This window comes from Streptomyces sp. WAC05374 (assembly GCF_004353505.1).
GTDB lineage: Bacteria > Actinomycetota > Actinomycetes > Streptomycetales > Streptomycetaceae > Streptomyces.
The window spans coordinates 520,662-533,876 of sequence record NZ_SMNQ01000002.1 but is presented as its reverse complement, the minus strand read 5'-3'; the positions used below and the strand labels follow the sequence as shown (position 1 = coordinate 533,876).

The window sequence follows — 13,215 nt, the reverse complement described above, 5'->3', positions numbered from 1 at the left end:
TCTTGGTCGGATGGGGGCCGCCTTCGGCGTGTCCGGGCACGGATGCACCCGGAAGCGGAATGGGGTGTTCGGTGCGGGCAGGGAGGCAAAGTCACCCCCTGGCCGGTGGCTCTGGCAGGGGGTTTCGGGGCCCTGACCTGGAGTGCCTCCCTGCCTCCCTGGATGGCCGTTTGCGCAGGCCAAGACCAGGGAGGTGGGTCAGGGAGGGGTGTAGGGAGTTCTCCCTGCCTCCCTGGCCCGGCGGGGGTGTGCCTCCCTCTACTGGGAGGCAGAAGCGGAACCGTCGCCGGGGCGGTTGGCCAGGGCGCGGGCGATGCGGTCGCGGCTGACGACCATACGGCCGTCGGACTTGTGCGGCTCGGCTCCGGCGCCGTCCAGGACCCGCTTGAGGTCCACGAACGACCACCCGCCATACGCCTTGGCATCCAGTGCGGTGAGCCGCTTCAGCACCTCCTGCGTCAGCACCCGGGGTGCGTCCCCAACCACGGCGGCCACGTCGGCGAGCGGGTCGCGCTCCTCGCCCCGATCGGCGGCGGTCAGCGTGGTCACTCCGTCGCGCAGGGCTTTGGCCCGGCCGGCAATCGCGGTGGCCTGGTCGGTGTCGATGTAGTGCGTCCGCACCGTGATGGACGCCTGTCCGGCGGGAATGGCGATGCCGTCGGAGGCGACCACGACCGTGCCCTTGTCCAGCCCCGGCCGCAGCAGGTTCGGCGCGGCACCGCCATCCACCGCCTTGTCCCCCAGCGCCATACGGGCCTGAGACTCGGTGCCCAGCGCGAGCGAGGCGCGGGTGTGCGCACCTTCCCGGACCAGCTTGGGGAGGTTCTGGTCGGTGGGATCCTGGGTGCCCTGGTAGAGCAGTACGTCCACGGCCCGGCCCTGGTTGTGGATCTTCCGGGCCGCCATGAAGTACCGGGACGTGGCCTTACTACCGCCGTAGGGGCGGCCGTCGTCGTCCTTGACCGGGCACATAAACGCCACCTGCGCCTCATCCACCAGCGCGATCAACGGTGCGAAGGCAGTGCCGGGCGGGGCAGTCAAGCGCCGCTCCATCTCCCGCACCACGCCTTCCAGCATCTCCGTGGCCTCGATGACGTGCTCATCGGTCGGCCCCTGGATAAGGACCGTGGCCAGCCCGTCGAACATGGCCCAGTCGCCAGCGCCCTTCAGGTCCGCCACCCGGAACTCCACCGAGCGGTCCAGCGCCAGCCACAGCGCCAGCGCCCGCAAGGCTGCGGTCTTGCCCTGGTTGGACAGACCCGTAATGAGCATGTGGCGCTGGTAGAGGCTGAGAGTGGCTGCGTCCCCACGCAGGTCCTGGCCCCACGGCGCCTTGCCCTTGGCGTAGTTGGCGGTCAGGGTGTCGTCCGTGGTCAGCGGGGACGGGCCGATCGGCTCGTCCAGCGCCCCAGAGTCCGCCACCCACAGCCGCACCGTGCGGGCGGCCGGCGGGATCGTGATGAACACCTCGTGCTCATGCCGCGCCAGGTTCTCCGCGAGCTTGCGGCGCCGTGACTGCACCTCGTTGGTCGCGACCCCGGACGGCAGAGTGACATCCACCTCCACCCCGCACCCCGCGATCCTGATCGGCCCGAGCATGGACGCCCCGGCGTCACCCATCTCCGCGATGGCCTTCCGCAACGCGGAGATGCCCAGATCCTTCAGGGCCTTGACCACGATGGACGGGGTGATCGGCTCTCCCTCCCCCGAACGAGCCTGGGCGGGAAGGACCCAGGCCGGGGCGGCCTGCCGGTGCCGGCCGACGGCCCACACCCCGGCGAGCGCCAGCCACGGCCCGACCGCCACCAGCGGCCCCCACACCACCGTCACGATGACCACGATCCAGCGGCACAACTCCACCAGCGCCATCAGCGGAACCACCACATCAGAGGCGTCCTCGGTGGCGATGGCCAGGCCGATACCGAGCAGCAGCAGACCGGCGAGGATGCCGCCCAGCCCGTATCCGGCGCCCTTGACCACCTTCTCCGGACTGGTCAGCAGGTCCATACGGCGAGCGTGACGGGCGGCCCGGAAGGCGCGGCCACGCTCCTCCCACTCGGCGGCCACCTCATAGTTCCCCGCGGCTTCCGCCGCCCGGATCATCCGCTCGTAACGCGCCGCCGTACGACCGTCCCACGCCCGGCGCACCACGATCCGCGAACCGCCCAGCACATACGAGCCGTGCCGCACCACCAGACGGCCCGTGGACCGGGTCCGCTCATGGGTGACGGCCCGACGGACAGCGCGACCCGAGCGCACCCACAACGGCAAGCGTGCGGGCGGCGCCGGGTCGGGGACCACGGTCAACGTGGTCGCGGTGTCGGTGGGCGGGTCTGTGTTCTTGCGCAGGGGGACGACATTGTCCGTCATGCTGGGGTTCTCCTGTCTGGCCTGGTGCTGGACGGGGTTGGGCCCGGGGGCGGCCTGATTCCTTGGCCGGGACGGCCGCCCCCGGGGCGTGGCTAGCGGTACTTGCGCATGTGGCTGTCAGCGAGCCGCTTAGCGGACCCCTCTCCGCTGGACGTACGGCCCTCGGCGCCGCAACTGCACCGCCAGTAGGTGAAGGCGCCGTAGGTGCCACCCACCCGGGCGTCGTGACGGGTCCTGATGCGGATGTTGAAGGTCATCGCTTGTCTCCCCGCTTCCGCGCGCCCTCGATGACGCGCTCGATCTTGCGTTCCAGGTCGGCCTGGTGGACGGTCTCGCCCGCGAGGTCGCGCTTGCACATGCGGGCCACGTAGTAGGCGACCTTGGCCTTTTCGGTGGTGGTGAGCTTGGGTTCCGGATCGGGCTTGCCCATGGCGGGTGCCTTCCTGGGGCCGGTCTGTCCGGCTCCCCACCCGCCCCGGAACGAGCCGGGGCGGACAGGCAGCCGTCAGCCGCTGACCTTGCGGATCTCGTGGGCGTGGACCAGGACCGGAGCGATCAAGATGCCGATCCGATCGACGGTCCAGCGACCGTTCGTGAGCGGGCCGGGCGGGACCTCGTCCAGCACACGGCCGGTCTTGCCGACCGCGCGGGGGTCGTCCTCACACGCGACGATCAACACCTTGTCGCCCGCGTTGAACACGTCACTTCCCCTTTCGCCGGGAGCGGCTGAGGGACTGGGCGGCGGCCTTGCCCCCCGCGCCGCCGACGCTCCTGACGACAGTGACCACGCCCCACGCCATCGCGACGGCGAGGAACGCGAGCATCGCGAGGTTCGCGGCGATGGCGGTCAGCGCGCCGACCAGCAGCGGGCCGAAGTACACCCCGGCGGCCACCGCGCCGGCGCCGACCCCGGAGCCGAGCGCGACGCGCTGCACCGTGCGGTCCGGCGGGGCCTGGTGGATGTGCTGGTGAACGATCTGCGGCTGTACCGACTGCTGTATGGCGGGCAGGTGGTCGGCGTAGGCGTAGGTGCCGTCCGGGAGTTGAACGACCCGGACCGGCTCGGGCAGGTTGGTCATGGTGCCTCTCCTTTGGCTGGTCAGAGGTGGTTCGGCTCCAGGGAGAAGAAGACGACGTTGGCGCCGCCCATCTCCGGGTCCTGCCGGCCGATATCGGCCTTGATGGCGCTGAACACGTCGTGCCGGGTGGCGCCCTGCGGCGGGGTCCACGTCCCGGAGAGGGTCTGCATGGCGCGGCCGGGCAGTTCCACGGTCATGACGTAGTGGTGCGAGCCCTGCGGCGGGACACTCTGGCTGTTCTGCGTGGTCACGGCGGATCTCCGTTTCAGGCGGGTGGAGGCTTCAGGCAGCAATCGGGGTGGGCGCGTCGGCGCAGGGCACGCAGATGCCGAGCGAGGACGGGATGACGTACCCGGCATCGCGTCGGCACTCGGGGCAGGTGCGGCGGGCGGCGTTCGCCTTGGCCAATGCCGCCCATCGGGCCGGGGTCATCGGCCGTACGGGCTTGGCCTGGTCGATGCGGTAGAGGTAGGCGACCAGCGGTCCTCGGCGGCGGGGGCGTTCGAGCTGGGCGGCCACGTCTTGCCCGCCGGGCCGAAGGCCTTGTGCGCGGAGTTGGCGGCGGGTGGCGTAGCCGTCCGGGGCCAGGCGCCACCGGAACACCGGTAGCGCCCCCATCACGCGACCTCAGCCGATGCGGTGCGTTCGGCGAGCAGAGTGTCCCGCAGGAGCCTGGCGTTCGCCGGAGAGGTGTGGATGGCGCGGCGGATGCCTTCGCCGGTCACCTTCTCGTCCGGCCAGTCCGCCGTCGCCGCCCGCGCTTCGTCGAGCAACTGATCCGGAGTGCGCTTCGAACGGGTCGACTTCGCCACCGCCGGGACACGGCCCGTGGCGCGGCGCGGCCGGGTCGACTCTGCCGCCACCGCGCGCTGCTCGATCGAGGCCACGGGAACGGACACGGTCGGCGGGAGCGGTTTGAGAGGCGGTGTCGACTTGCCGAGGTCGACCGCGACCGGAGCGGGCACCGTCAGCCGGGTCAGGGTGACCTGCGGGGCGGGGGTCGATTCGGCGAGGTCAGCCATAGACCGTTTTATGGCGGACGGGGTAGATTCCTCCACATACGTGGAGGGAGCCGCGCCGGGGGTTGTGCCGCCGAACATCGAGGCGAGTGCGGCGTCCGCCCCAGCGCTGACACGCTCGCGCTGCACGTCCAGCAGCCTCGATCCGAGCGCCGCGTCCCCGACCCCGACCCTGCGGGCCAGCCTCCACGACTTGAGTTCCGACCACTTCCTGACCCAGCCAGTCGGATGCTGTGTGGCCCGAGCGCGGTGGTAGGCGAGTGCCTGCACCACATCGGCGGTGCGGCGCTCGTTCTCCGCGTCCCGGCCGTCGGTGTGCACCACGATCCGCCGAGCTAGGAACGCCATGCCCTCAGCCGAGACCGACATGCCCATCGACGTCAAGGCGTAGATCACGGTCCGTCCCGGATCGGGGGCGGCCATCGCTCCCATGACGGCGGCGGCGGCCGGCAGCGCCCACAGTCCGAGCCGGACGATGCGCGGGGAGGACTGCCCCAGCATGGTCAGCCCGAGCAGGACCAGGGCGAGAACGGCCGTGGCGCCCTCACCGGCGGCGAGCGCACCGAGTGCGGTGCCCTGGCCGTAGGCGTGGCCGATGTTGCTGTAGGTGCCGATGCCGCCGAACACCCCGGTGGCCAGCATCGGCACGAAGGCAGCCGCCAGGACCCCAATCTGTACGCGGGTGAGCTTCGCTCCGGTCATCGGGCACCCCCGGTGGTGAGCAGCGCGGCGAGGATGAGCAGGGCGCCGGCGGTCATGGTGAGGTCGACTGCTCGGCGCAGGCAGGTGAACTTGGCGACCGCCAGCCGGGAGAGTCCGACGATGTCGGCGGCCAGGTCCCGGGCGACGGCGGCGCCGATCTCGTCCGGGGTGAGGGTGGCCCACAAGGGGAAGCCGTGCCGGCCGCCCAGGTTCGGGCGGGTCGAGCGCAGCAGAAGCCCGGCTGCTGCCACCAGCAGCCCCAGGCCGAGCCCGCCCGCGGCGATGGCGGGCAGGTTCAGGGGCAGGTCCCGGGCGAGCGACCAGGTACCGGCGAGCACCGCGCCGACGAACGCCAGCAGCAGTGCCGTCTTCGTGTCCGTCCGCGCGATTTCCGCCTTCACTTCAGCGTGTGCGGCGATCAGGTTGCGGTTGGTGGTGCTCACGCGGCACCCCCGTGCAGGCTCGTGCCGGCGGCGCGGTTGACCAGCGCGACTCGGGCGGCCAGCGCGCGGCGGCGGGCCCGGCGGATGCGACGCTCGTCCAGCTCGGTCGGCGTGCGGTCGAGGGTGACGATGTGCGCGTCCAGCAGCTCGACGTCCGCGAGGATGACGGGCATCGCGCACTCGATCGCGTTCAGCTCCGCGTTCGTCGGCTCCATGAAGTCGGCGAACGCGGTAACAGCGTCCTGAACAGTGACGATGTGGTTCATGGGTCGTGGTCTCCCTAGCAGGTGAAACGGCCCGAACAGCACCCCCGGAGTAGCCGCTCCGGGGGTGCGCGCCGTTGAAGTCGGAATCTCCGGCTCCCCTCGGCCCCACCCGTGCGGCACCCCGCGAAGGGCCCGGACGGGCGGAGGAGGCAACCGGCCGCAGCGAGTGCTGCGCGGTCGTTCAGACCTCCGATTCGCGTGGTGCCGCTGACCCCGGGGAGGTCCGGTCCCGGGGCGCGTCGCGGCGTCAATGTCGACCCACGCGGTTCTTTAGAGCCGACGGCGTGTCCCCCATGTGGGGTGTGGGGCCCGGTTGTGACGCGGGCCCGGTCTCGATCGGCTGGTCTCCACTCGCCTCGCCGGCGTCGTCACGGCGTCTTACTGCGGTGGATCACACTGTTCAGTTCTCAAGCCAGCAGCCGTGTCCATTGCGTCGACCCGCCTGCGGGGCATGAGGTACATGTAATACCTGTTCCTCAGGATGGGGTGGATAGTTCGCGGAGTCAAGTCCTTCGGTTTCGCCCACTTCGCGAGTCCGCCCCCGCTGAGGTACCTAAAGCGTGGCTTGATCAGGCACGACGATGAACTCCGCGCTTGCCCAACTCCAGGACGTCTTCGCTACGGTGAAGTCGTCCCAAGTCGTCCCTCAGGGGGAGTGCACGGCATGGCCAATGAGCGCTTGCGTGGCGCAATCGTCGAGAGCGGCATGACGCTGGATCAGATCGCGGAGCGACTAGGGGTGTCGGCGAAGACCGTGGAGCGCTGGATTAATGAGCCCAAGCGTCAGCCGTACCGCCGGTACAAGTACGCGACGGCCTCCCTTCTGGGGCGGGAGGTGTCCTACCTCTGGCCTGAAGAGCGGACGTCGGCAGAAGTGACTGAGGCAGGCAACGCCGAATTGGTTCAGCTCTACCCCCACCGCTCGGTCGTGCCGAACCGGCTTTGGCCGCGGCTCTACGCCGGCGCCAAGCGGCACTTCGACGTTCTGGTGTACTCGGGCTTCTGGCTCACCGAGGACGCCGCGTTCCACCAGGTGGTCAAGGAGAAGTCGGCCGATGGCCTACGGATCCGGTTCATGCTCGGAGACCCCGATTCGACCGCCGTCGCCGTGCGCGGCAAGGACGAGGGCATCGGCGATGCAATGGCGAGCAAGATCCGCAATGCGCTGGTGAACTACACGCCGCTGTTCAGGCTCCCCGGGGTGGAGTTCCGGCTGCACTCCACCACGCTCTACAACTCGATCTACCGTGCCGATGACGTGATGCTGGCGAACGGGCACCTGTACGGCGTCGGCGCCTACATGGCGCCAGTCCTCCACCTTCAGCGCGTCCCCGGAGGAGAGCTATTCGACGCCTATGCAGAGAGCGTCGAACGAGTCTGGGAGAGCGCCCGCCCCATCTCCTCACCCACCGAGCTGCGAGGATCGGACGCATGAGCCGGATCGACTACTTCCGCGACCCGAAGGCGCCTAAAGCCAACTCGGTGGTGCCCTCCGTGACGGTCGTGGTCCGCGACGACCACGGGCACCTTCTCCTGATCCACAAGACGGATAACGACCTCTGGGCACTCCCCGGCGGCGGCCACGACATCGGCGAGCGGATCGGCGACACAGCCGTCCGTGAGGTCGAGGAAGAGACCGGGATTCGCGTCGAGGTCGACAACATCGTCGGGCTCTACACCGACCCCGATCACGTCCTCGCCTACGACGATGGCGAAGTGCGGCAGCAGTTCTCCATCTGCTTCCGGGCCCACCCGGTCGGGGGCTCGCTCCGGACGAGCAACGAGTCGAAGGAGGTCCGCTGGATGAACCCGGCGGACCTTGATGGCCTAGACATTCACCCGTCCATGCGGCTGCGCATCGCGCATGGCCTGGACGAGACCCGGCGGGAGCCCTACATCGGCTGAGCGCCGGCCGCCGCGGCGGAAGCCATCCGAAGCTCTACACGTTCGTTCGCCGCGTAGATCTCCGGTGCCGCGCGCTGAATGAAACGACCCACGATGGTGTCCGGCCCGTACCGCTGCACGATCTCTTCCAGCCGGGCCGCCGGCGTCGTGTGCTCGCCGTCAGGCGTCGTCGTCATGTCGGAGACGATGAGAGCGTCCACAAGTTCCGGCCGCTCCAGCTCGAACTCCGTCGCCAGTTCTTGCCGTAGCCCCCGCTCCTCGGCCTCCAAGAGCGCGCAGGAGTGATGGGCCACGAGCCGCACGACCCGCTCGTCGGCATCCTCCTGGTCGCGGAGGAACCGGGCGCCGTCGAGCGGGTGGAAGCCGGTCGTAGCGATGGAGGGGGAGTACCCGATGTCATGCAGGACGGCCGCGGCCTCCAACAGCTCGGCGTCCGTGCCGAGGATCGGGCTCAGGGAACGAGCCTGCTTGGCGACGCCGAGGGAGTGTGCCCAGCGGCGCGGCAACGGTTCAGACAACATCGATTCAGAGAGCGAGTACGCCCACTCGGTAAGCCCCATGGATGCCAAGGCTACGTTTCCTCCAGGCTCGTCGGGAGAGCGCGAACGGTGCGGCCCTTGCCGTGGACCGTCGCGAGGAGGCCGGTTCCCTCCATCTGAGCGAGGGCGCGACGGACCGCCGTACGGGAGGCGCCGAAGCGCTCGCACAGCTTCGACTCCGCCGGGTAGGCGTCGCCTACCGTCAGCGACTCTTCCGTGATCAGATCCGTCATGCGGTCAATGAGCGGCCTGATGGGCTTGCTGGACACTCGCCAGCCGACGCCGGGAGCGGAGACGATGAGCTTCTCCGCCTCCAAGGTCTTAAGCGCGCGCCGGATGGTGTTGCGCGAGACGTCATGCGTCCGCATGAGAGCGGCTTCGGACGGGAGCGCTTCTCCGTCGAGCCCCTTCTCGATGTCCTTTCGCAGCGCATCGGCGATGAGCAAATAGGTTCCGCGCGGGCTGGCCTCCGGCACGGCACCTCCTTCCAGCAGTGATGACTGCTGCCAGGGTCGCACGTGGCAGCATGCGACCTGGGGGCCGGACGCGGGACCCCTGAGGGCCACCTCCAGGCCGTCCTCTTGAGCCAGGCGTAGCCAGGACACGGACGTGGTGCCTTGGAGGTGGTAAGGACGCGCGGAGGGCTGGTATGGCCGCTGCACGACGATCAGTCTTCGGGAGGATCGTGGTTAAGGAGCGCGGAGCGTACAGCCGCGACAGGGGCGCCCTTCACCCCTTCCGCCTCGCACGGCCGTGCGATTGTGGCCCATGTTCAGACTCAGCCAGACCTGCAGAGCGCTCGCCCCCATCCGCCCCCACCCAGTACCCTGCGAGCAGAGTGGTAGGTGTAGGTGATCAGGAGGAGGGTAGGTGGAAGGCTCCGGCTTCGCGTTTGACGAGCTCAACATTGTAGCCCGAGGTGCCTTTACACCCGTCCTTCTAAGGCCGGCATGGCTGGGCGAACGACAACTCGTCAGCGACGATGACCTTTCGACCGTTAAAGTCGAAGTAATCTCGCCGACGGCCACACTCTTCACCGTTGGCGCATTCCGCGTCCAAGTGACTCCTGACGGTTTGCAGATTTCGACGAATGACCTTGCTGAGACGGAGCGAGCTAGGGATCTCGCTCTCGGAATCCTCCATGGTCACAACCACACCCCGCTCGCCGCGCTCGGTCTCAACAGGACGATTCACTTTACGCCGGGATCTGAGAGGGAGTGGCATGCGATCGGTGATCGATTGGTCCCTAAGGATACCTGGGAACAGAAAGGTATTCTCGACCTTCCCGGCATGGTAAATGTGACCCTACAAGGCGTTCGCCCGGACAAGTATGGTGGATATATGCGCGTACATATCCAGCCTTCAAATAGGGTCCCATATTCTGTCTATATTGCGGTCAATGATCACTTTACTCTACGGCGGGTCGAAAACCAACCCACTGCACGCGAGACCCCAACCGTCGATGCAGTTTTGGAGAGCGAAAGCTTTTCGCTCGACAAGAGTCGCGTCGCTCTTGAGGTATTGGCGGGCGAGTGGAGTTCTTTCCTGGCTCGATCTGAAAAGGCTATCAAGTTTGTTTCCGGTCTCGGTGGGGGGCGTCAGTCTTGAGTACGACTTATCTGGTAACAGATGCACTACCTGGGCGCTCAGTAAAGCCGATGCAGACGGTCGATCTTGAGCCCGTCTCGCCGTTTCGGCAAGGTTCAGAGGCTGTAGCAGCGCGGCAGGCCACCGACTATACAAGCGCTGCGAGCGGGTCGACCTCAACCGTCTCTCAGGCGCATCAGGTGGGCGCAAGTGCGCCCCCCCTCAGCGGAACGCGCGTTACCGGAACGGACAAGTGGGAGGGGTTGATTCTGGAAGTTGATGATGAGCTGATGACCGCCGAGCTGTCGCCACTGGGGCGCCCCGGACCCAGCTTGCTGGCCGATTTCGAGACGGGGCTCCTTGGCGATGACGCAGCCATCGCAACGCCAGGGGATGTCTTCTACTTGACCGTCCGTACCGTTCGTGACGCCCGGGGCTATCCGTATAAGACCGAGCACTTGCGGCTGCGGCGCCTTGGCGTATGGACTGACGACGACGTAACCCGCATTGCGGCACAGGCGACGACGCGGTTGGGTGAAATTGAAGACCTCTTTGGCTGAGCCGCCGAAAAGTGACGAGATTGAGGTCTCTATATTCGGCCCAGGTAAAGGTGAGTCCATTGTAGTGCACTTTGGGGCCGGTAAATGGATGGTCGTCGATTCGTGCGTTGATCAGCAGAATAAGAGCGTGACCCCACTGGAATACCTGCGCCACGTCGGAGTGAACGTGGCGGAAGACGTCGTTATGATCGTGGGCACGCATGCGCACGACGACCATTTTGCCGGCATTGCCACTATCTTCGAGGCGTGCGAGCGGGCTGTATTTGTGGTGTCGTCAGCTCTGACCAGCCAGGAGTTCATGGCACACCTGTTGGCCGACGCAGAAATACCGAAGCCTGCTCGGTATGTAGCATACAGCGAGTACAGGCGAATTTTTGAGATTGCAAAATCTCGCAAAAATGAGGATGGAATTAAGCCGCTTCGCCGAGGCAGCGAAAGCCTGCGCCTCCTGCGCCTGCCTCCCACCGCCGACACGCCAACAGCGACAGTGACAGCGTTGTCCCCCTCCGAGGAGGCAACGACGCGGGCGTTCAGGGCATTGGCGGCTCACATGCCGCAAGTGAATGCCCGAAGGGGGAAAGTGCCACCACTTGACCCGAATGAGGCGTCCATCGCCCTGTGGGTGGAAGTGGGGTCAGTGCGAATGCTTTTGGGGGCTGATTTGCTCGTGGGGCCAGAAGGGTGTGGATGGCGGACGGTGGTTTCGACTCATTCTCCGGACAGCCCCGCATCACTCTACAAAGTGGCCCATCATGGAGGTGCCAGCTCGCACTACCAACCGGTGTGGGACACCCTCCTTACCTCCAACCCCGTTGCGTTGGTAGCCCCCTACCGAAGAGGCAATATGGACCAACCGCAGTCGACGGATATCGCGCGCATCCTGTCCCTTACTAATCGTGCGTACATCACGGCCGCCGGATCGCCGACGCCGTCGCGCGCTGTGAAGCGCGAGGCGTCCAAGCTGGGCAGCCTAGCGACGAACGTGCGAGATCCATGGGGCCGTGTTGGTCAGGTGCGTGCGCGCTGCAACGTCAACGATGGGAATTGGGCGGTCCAGACATTCCCACCTGCCGCCATGCTTTCATGATGTCTATCTTGCTTAAGAACTGGCTTGAGAACTGGTCGTCTCACTCATTTCCTGCCCGAGTCGTAAGCGGACACGTGGGGTGACGGGCGCAACGCCTCGACCTCTCATAGTCCTTCTCGAGGCTGACTCGCCCTCCTATGGGAGAGTCGCCGCCATCGGATCAGCCCCGCGCTAACGCGCACGGCTAGGACGCGTCCGGAGGGCGCCAGGCCGACGAAGCAGCTCTACTGCTCCGTCAAACCTCGATCGCGGCAGTTGTGCGGACGGGCCCGAGGCTGGGCCGTCTGTGGGCCGTCGAACGGCGGCCCACACTGCCCATCAACGACCACGGACGACCGTGCGATTGCAGGTCATCGACTCTTCGGCGTGAGCCATCCGGGGGCTGCTTCATGCAGCACAAGTTCCTCCGCAACAAGAAGCAGGAGTGGGAGGAGTACCGCTCCGAGGTCACCGCCTTCGAACTCCGCAAGAACCTGCCGGTGCTGTGAGCCCCGCGCGGGTCCGGCGGCCGGGGGTCGCCGGACCCGCGCGGTGTTCCGGCCGTCAGGCGGCCAGGGGGACGGTCTCGCCTTCCTCCTGGTGGGCGTAGCGGTCCCAGATCTGGTTCAGCTCGTGCTGGTAGTACAGCGGGTACAGGTTGAAGACGAACATCAGGATGAGGCCGATCCACGGGTTGCAGGTCGGCTGCATCCCCGCCGCCCGCTGCATCCGCGCGATGCGTTCACCGGTGTTGAACACCGAGATGAACGGCGGCACGATCAGGATCCAGCCCAGGGTGATGGCCACCACGGCCATCCCCGGCCGGACCTCGATGCGTTCGTCGAAGTCACGCGCCTCGCGGTTCACCTTGAAGTACCAGACGAAGTGGTAGATCCCCAGGGTGAGCAGTGGCCATACGAGCCACACGAGCCATATGTTCCGGATCTTTCCGACGCGGCCGGTCATGAGCACCTCCGCTGTGGTCCCTCCTCTCCAGTCCAGCACGGGGCGCCCCGTGGCGCGCGTTCAGGACGGCGGGGTGCGGACCACGGCGTGGTCGCCGTGGGGGCCGAAGAGGTGGAGGATCTCCACGGCGGAGGTGCCGGCCGGGCCGAACCAGTGGGGTTGCCGGGTGTCGAACTCGGCCGCTTCGCCGGGGCGCAGGACGCATTCCTCCTCGCCGAGGATCAGGCGCAGGTCGCCGGCGAGGACGTAGAGCCACTCGTAGCCGTGGTGCGTCACCAGTTTCGGCTCGCGCGGGGCCAGGACCTGCTTGAAGACCTGCACCCGGCCCGGGTACTGGGTCAGGGGGACGAGGACGCTGCCCGGGCCCTTGGCCAGCGGCTTGAGGTGGACGCGGGGGTCGCCGGTGACCGGGGCGGCCACGAGGGAGTCGAGCGGGACGCGGTGGGCGCGGGCCAGGGGGATCAGCAGGTCCAGGGTCGGGCGCCGTTTGCCCGACTCCAGGCGGGACAGGGTGCTCACCGAGATGCCGGTCGTCGCGGCGAGCGCCTCCAGTGTCAGTGCGCGGTCCCGGCGCAGGGCGCGCAGCCGGGGGCCGATGCCGTCGATCGTCTGCCTCAGTTCCTCGTCCACGGAGCCATTTTGCGGTCTTCGCAAAGAAGCTGGGCCGCCGCCCCCGGGCGCGCGGAGCATGGCCGGGCCAGCCGCTTCCCCGG

19 protein-coding genes and 1 pseudogene are annotated in these 13,215 nt (G+C 67.7%); 6 read left to right on the top strand and 14 right to left on the bottom strand.

Annotated elements, in window-relative coordinates; genetic code table 11:
- Positions 1 to 258 precede the first annotated feature (258 nt).
- The 10 genes from E2B92_RS07385 to E2B92_RS07350 form a co-directional block, all read right to left on the bottom strand.
- Positions 259 to 2,370 (bottom strand): FtsK/SpoIIIE domain-containing protein, encoded by a 2,112-nt coding sequence (locus tag E2B92_RS07385; protein ID WP_126883084.1) that lies wholly within the window; start codon positions 2,368 to 2,370, stop codon positions 259 to 261.
- Positions 2,371 to 2,462: 92 nt separating this feature from the next.
- A complete protein-coding gene (locus E2B92_RS32625; RefSeq protein WP_160159738.1) occupies positions 2,463 to 2,627 on the bottom strand; it encodes a hypothetical protein in 165 nt (54 codons plus the stop codon).
- Complete coding sequence (locus E2B92_RS32920) at positions 2,624 to 2,800, bottom strand: DUF6257 family protein (protein WP_185923469.1); 177 nt, start codon at positions 2,798 to 2,800, stop codon at positions 2,624 to 2,626. Before E2B92_RS32920 ends, E2B92_RS32625 begins: the two co-directional genes overlap by 4 nt.
- Before the next feature lie 75 nt (positions 2,801 to 2,875).
- The gene (locus tag E2B92_RS07380) at positions 2,876 to 3,070 is read right to left on the bottom strand and encodes a hypothetical protein (protein ID WP_126883085.1); all 195 of its coding nucleotides are present in this window, start codon (positions 3,068 to 3,070) and stop codon (positions 2,876 to 2,878) included.
- Between the two features lies 1 nt (position 3,071).
- The gene (locus E2B92_RS07375) at positions 3,072 to 3,449 is read right to left on the bottom strand and encodes a DUF6251 family protein (protein ID WP_126883086.1); all 378 of its coding nucleotides are present in this window, start codon (positions 3,447 to 3,449) and stop codon (positions 3,072 to 3,074) included.
- 20 nt (positions 3,450 to 3,469) lie between these two features.
- Positions 3,470 to 3,700: a hypothetical protein gene (locus tag E2B92_RS07370; protein ID WP_126883087.1), complete on the bottom strand. Its 231-nt coding sequence runs from the start codon at positions 3,698 to 3,700 to the stop codon at positions 3,470 to 3,472.
- Between the two features lie 31 nt (positions 3,701 to 3,731).
- Complete coding sequence (locus E2B92_RS07365) at positions 3,732 to 4,067, bottom strand: RRQRL motif-containing zinc-binding protein (RefSeq protein WP_126883088.1); 336 nt, start codon at positions 4,065 to 4,067, stop codon at positions 3,732 to 3,734.
- Complete coding sequence (locus E2B92_RS07360; RefSeq protein WP_126883089.1) at positions 4,067 to 5,170, bottom strand: conjugal transfer protein; 1,104 nt, start codon at positions 5,168 to 5,170, stop codon at positions 4,067 to 4,069. The genes E2B92_RS07365 and E2B92_RS07360 overlap by 1 nt, the downstream gene beginning before the upstream one ends.
- On the bottom strand, positions 5,167 to 5,613 hold the full coding sequence (locus tag E2B92_RS07355) for a Pycsar system effector family protein (protein ID WP_126883090.1): 447 nt from the start codon (positions 5,611 to 5,613) through the stop codon (positions 5,167 to 5,169). Before E2B92_RS07355 ends, E2B92_RS07360 begins: the two co-directional genes overlap by 4 nt.
- Positions 5,610 to 5,879 (bottom strand): DUF6284 family protein, encoded by a 270-nt coding sequence (locus E2B92_RS07350; protein ID WP_126883091.1) that lies wholly within the window; start codon positions 5,877 to 5,879, stop codon positions 5,610 to 5,612. The genes E2B92_RS07355 and E2B92_RS07350 overlap by 4 nt, the downstream gene beginning before the upstream one ends.
- Positions 5,880 to 6,543: 664 nt before the next feature.
- Here E2B92_RS07350 and E2B92_RS07345 point away from each other — a divergent pair.
- Positions 6,544 to 7,314, top strand: coding sequence for a helix-turn-helix domain-containing protein (locus E2B92_RS07345; protein ID WP_126883092.1), 771 nt, complete (start codon positions 6,544 to 6,546; stop codon positions 7,312 to 7,314).
- Complete coding sequence (locus E2B92_RS07340) at positions 7,311 to 7,784, top strand: NUDIX hydrolase (protein ID WP_126883093.1); 474 nt, start codon at positions 7,311 to 7,313, stop codon at positions 7,782 to 7,784. The genes E2B92_RS07345 and E2B92_RS07340 overlap by 4 nt, the downstream gene beginning before the upstream one ends.
- On the opposite strand, the gene E2B92_RS07335 is transcribed toward E2B92_RS07340, so the two are convergent.
- Positions 7,772 to 8,344 (bottom strand): HD domain-containing protein, encoded by a 573-nt coding sequence (locus E2B92_RS07335; protein ID WP_185923470.1) that lies wholly within the window; start codon positions 8,342 to 8,344, stop codon positions 7,772 to 7,774. The two genes, E2B92_RS07340 and E2B92_RS07335, sit on opposite strands and share 13 nt — an antisense overlap.
- Positions 8,345 to 8,355: 11 nt before the next feature.
- The gene (locus E2B92_RS07330; protein ID WP_126883095.1) at positions 8,356 to 8,799 is read right to left on the bottom strand and encodes a GntR family transcriptional regulator; all 444 of its coding nucleotides are present in this window, start codon (positions 8,797 to 8,799) and stop codon (positions 8,356 to 8,358) included.
- 394 nt (positions 8,800 to 9,193) lie between these two features.
- Here E2B92_RS07330 and E2B92_RS07325 point away from each other — a divergent pair, with 394 nt between their 5' ends.
- The 4 genes and pseudogenes from E2B92_RS07325 to E2B92_RS07310 all read left to right on the top strand — a co-directional run.
- The gene (locus E2B92_RS07325) at positions 9,194 to 9,931 is read left to right on the top strand and encodes a hypothetical protein (RefSeq protein ID WP_126883096.1); all 738 of its coding nucleotides are present in this window, start codon (positions 9,194 to 9,196) and stop codon (positions 9,929 to 9,931) included.
- 50 nt (positions 9,932 to 9,981) lie between these two features.
- Positions 9,982 to 10,470: a hypothetical protein gene (locus tag E2B92_RS07320; RefSeq protein ID WP_126883097.1), complete on the top strand. Its 489-nt coding sequence runs from the start codon at positions 9,982 to 9,984 to the stop codon at positions 10,468 to 10,470.
- Positions 10,445 to 11,557, top strand: a complete 1,113-nt coding sequence (locus E2B92_RS07315) for a hypothetical protein (RefSeq protein ID WP_126883098.1) — start codon at positions 10,445 to 10,447, stop codon at positions 11,555 to 11,557. The genes E2B92_RS07320 and E2B92_RS07315 overlap by 26 nt, the downstream gene beginning before the upstream one ends.
- A gap of 401 nt (positions 11,558 to 11,958) precedes the next feature.
- A pseudogene (locus E2B92_RS07310) lies at positions 11,959 to 12,045 on the top strand (glutamine synthetase); the annotation flags it as partial.
- A gap of 55 nt (positions 12,046 to 12,100) precedes the next feature.
- On the opposite strand, the gene E2B92_RS07305 reads toward E2B92_RS07310, so the two are convergent.
- Together E2B92_RS07305 and E2B92_RS07300 are read right to left on the bottom strand one after the other, a co-directional pair.
- Entirely contained in the window at positions 12,101 to 12,502 is a 402-nt protein-coding gene (locus E2B92_RS07305) for a DUF4234 domain-containing protein (protein ID WP_126883099.1), read from the bottom strand.
- A gap of 60 nt (positions 12,503 to 12,562) precedes the next feature.
- A complete protein-coding gene (locus tag E2B92_RS07300; RefSeq protein WP_185923472.1) occupies positions 12,563 to 13,192 on the bottom strand; it encodes a helix-turn-helix domain-containing protein in 630 nt (209 codons plus the stop codon).
- Between the last annotated feature and the right edge of the window lie 23 nt (positions 13,193 to 13,215).

Bases quoted from the DNA above. Each gene is read 5' to 3' on its own strand.
- E2B92_RS07365 (WP_126883088.1), bottom strand. From the start codon at position 4,067: ATGGGGGCGCTACCGGTGTTCCGGTGGCGCCTGGCCCCGGACGGCTAC.
- E2B92_RS07375 (WP_126883086.1), bottom strand. From the start codon at position 3,449: ATGACCAACCTGCCCGAGCCGGTCCGGGTCGTTCAACTCCCGGACGGC.
- E2B92_RS07305 (WP_126883099.1), bottom strand. From the start codon at position 12,502: ATGACCGGCCGCGTCGGAAAGATCCGGAACATATGGCTCGTGTGGCTC.
- E2B92_RS07350 (WP_126883091.1), bottom strand. From the start codon at position 5,879: ATGAACCACATCGTCACTGTTCAGGACGCTGTTACCGCGTTCGCCGAC.
- E2B92_RS07385 (WP_126883084.1), bottom strand. From the start codon at position 2,370: ATGACGGACAATGTCGTCCCCCTGCGCAAGAACACAGACCCGCCCACC.
- E2B92_RS32625 (WP_160159738.1), bottom strand. From the start codon at position 2,627: ATGACCTTCAACATCCGCATCAGGACCCGTCACGACGCCCGGGTGGGT.
- E2B92_RS07340 (WP_126883093.1), top strand. From the start codon at position 7,311: ATGAGCCGGATCGACTACTTCCGCGACCCGAAGGCGCCTAAAGCCAAC.
- E2B92_RS07335 (WP_185923470.1), bottom strand. From the start codon at position 8,344: ATGGGGCTTACCGAGTGGGCGTACTCGCTCTCTGAATCGATGTTGTCT.
- E2B92_RS07360 (WP_126883089.1), bottom strand. From the start codon at position 5,170: ATGACCGGAGCGAAGCTCACCCGCGTACAGATTGGGGTCCTGGCGGCT.
- E2B92_RS32920 (WP_185923469.1), bottom strand. From the start codon at position 2,800: ATGGGCAAGCCCGATCCGGAACCCAAGCTCACCACCACCGAAAAGGCC.
- E2B92_RS07320 (WP_126883097.1), top strand. From the start codon at position 9,982: ATGCAGACGGTCGATCTTGAGCCCGTCTCGCCGTTTCGGCAAGGTTCA.
- E2B92_RS07300 (WP_185923472.1), bottom strand. From the start codon at position 13,192: ATGCTCCGCGCGCCCGGGGGCGGCGGCCCAGCTTCTTTGCGAAGACCG.
- E2B92_RS07345 (WP_126883092.1), top strand. From the start codon at position 6,544: ATGGCCAATGAGCGCTTGCGTGGCGCAATCGTCGAGAGCGGCATGACG.